1 protein-coding gene is annotated in these 2,467 nt (G+C 45.6%); it reads left to right on the top strand.

Annotated elements, in window-relative coordinates; genetic code table 11:
* Window positions 1–55: 55 nt before the first annotated feature.
* Window positions 56–2,353, top strand: coding sequence for a formate C-acetyltransferase (pflB, locus tag CAG68_RS18720; RefSeq protein ID WP_053349610.1), 2,298 nt, complete (start codon window positions 56–58; stop codon window positions 2,351–2,353).
* Window positions 2,354–2,467 lie beyond the last annotated feature (114 nt).

Below are 2,467 nucleotides of genomic sequence, written 5' to 3'. Positions count from 1 at the left end.
GTTCCGTCCTACTCGTCGCCTCCATTCTAATTATCAATAACTTAGGGATTTACTTATGACTATTCCGACAACTGACATGCTAGATGCATGGGCTGGATTTACTGCTGGTGAATGGCAAAACTCTGTCAACACTCGTGACTTCATCCAAAAAAACTATACACCCTATGAGGGAGACGAGACTTTCTTAGCTGAAGTTAGCGAATCCACTTCAGCATTATGGAACCAAGTGCTTGAAGGCATAAAACAAGAAAGCCGCACACACGCCCCTATTGATTTTGACACAGACTTGCCCTCAACAATCACTTCCCACGATGCAGGCTACATCAACAAAGATCTGGAAAAGATCGTTGGCTTACAAACTGATCAACCGCTAAAACGTGCAATCATCGCCAATGGCGGGATTCGCATGGTAAAAAACTCGTGCGAAGTTTATGGCCGCGAGCTAGATCCAACGGTTGAAAAAATCTTCACTGAATACCGTAAAACTCACAACAAAGCGTGTTTCGACCTTTACACCCAAGAAATTCTGGCGTGTCGTAAATCAGGCATCATCACGGGCCTTCCTGATGCCTATGGCCGTGGTCGTATCATTGGTGACTATCGTCGTCTCGCCCTATACGGTATCGACTTCTTAAAAGCAGACAAAAAAGAGCAATACAACTCAACACAAACGTTCTTAGAACAAGGCAACGATCTTGAGAAAACACTTCGTCTGCGCGAAGAAATAGCCGATCAAGTTCAAGCGCTTGAAGACATTCGTCAAATGGGTCTGAAATACGGCATTGATATGTCGCTACCTGCAAAAACTGCACAAGAAGCGATCCAATTTACCTACTTTGGCTACCTAGCGGCGGTTAAATCGCAAAACGGCGCAGCAATGTCACTGGGCCGTACTTCGACTTTCCTAGACGTCTATCTAGAACGCGATATAGCAAACGGTTTGATTGATGAATCACAAGCGCAAGAAATGATTGACCACTTCATCATGAAGCTACGCATGGTTCGCTTCCTACGCACACCAGAATACGATTCATTGTTCTCTGGCGACCCAATCTGGGCAACCGAAGCCATGGCTGGTATGGGCGTTGATGGCCGTACGCTAGTATCTAAAACGACATTCCGGTACTTACATACACTACATACTATGGGCCCTGCTCCTGAGCCAAACATGACGATTCTTTGGTCAGAGCAATTACCTGAAGCGTTCAAACAATATGCTGCAAAAGTGTCGATTGATACCTCTTCGGTTCAATACGAAAACGACGATCTAATGCGTCCTGATTTCGACAATGACGACTACGCGATTGCCTGTTGTGTGAGCCCGCAGGTTGTTGGTCAGCACATGCAATTCTTTGGTGCACGTGCCAACCTTGCAAAAGCACTGCTTTACACCATCAATGGTGGTATCGATGAAAAATCGAAAGCGCAAGTGGGTCCGGTAGTGGACAAAGTTCAAGATGAAATTCTCGACTTTGACGCTTTGATGCCTCGTTTCGACAATATGTTGGAGTGGCTAGCAACGCAATACGTCACAGCGTTGAACATCATCCATTACTCACATGACCGTTACAGCTACGAAGCATCACTGATGGCATTGATGGATCGCGACGTGCACCGCACCATGGCGTGTGGTATTGCAGGTCTGTCTGTTGTCGCTGACTCTTTGGCGGCAATTAAATACGCGACCGTGAAACCTGTTCGTGATGAAGATGGCATCGCCGTTGATTTTGAAATCGAAGGTGATTATCCAAAATTTGGTAACAACGATGCCCGTGTTGATGACATCGCTTGTGATCTAGTTGAGCGCTTCATGAAGAAAATTCAGAAGATGCACACCTACCGCGAAGCAGTGCCAACTCAATCGATTTTAACAATCACATCTAACGTGGTTTACGGTAAAAAAACGGGTAATACACCTGATGGCCGTCGCGCAGGTATGCCTTTTGGACCGGGTGCAAACCCAATGCACGGTCGTGATGAAAAAGGGGCGGTTGCGTCTCTGGCATCGGTTTCTAAATTGCCGTTTGCTTACGCTAAAGATGGTATTTCTTACACTTTCTCAATTGTGCCGAGCGCATTGGGTAAAGATGACTTGAGTCAGAAGAAGAACCTAGCTGCGCTAATGGATGGTTACTTCCATCACGAAGCAAGCAACGAGGGCATTGCGATTGAAGGTGGTCAACACCTTAACGTCAACGTTCTAGACCGAGAGATGTTATTGGATGCGGTTGAACATCCAGAGAAATACCCTCAGTTGACGATTCGAGTGTCTGGTTATGCGGTACGTTTTAACTCTCTAACGACAGAGCAACAGCAAGACGTCATCACTCGTACTTTCACAAGTAAGATATAAACATAGTCCATCAAGCACTCAGAAGATTTAAATAATTAGCTTGTAAATATGCATTGCCCGCTTCTCTTTTCTACCTGGGAGAGGCGGGCTTTTTTTAAAATCACACATTAGATG

This window comes from Vibrio sp. V42_P2S4T144, from assembly GCF_009904715.1.
GTDB lineage: Bacteria > Pseudomonadota > Gammaproteobacteria > Enterobacterales > Vibrionaceae > Vibrio > Vibrio alginolyticus.
This window is presented reverse-complemented; position numbering and strand designations above follow the sequence as displayed.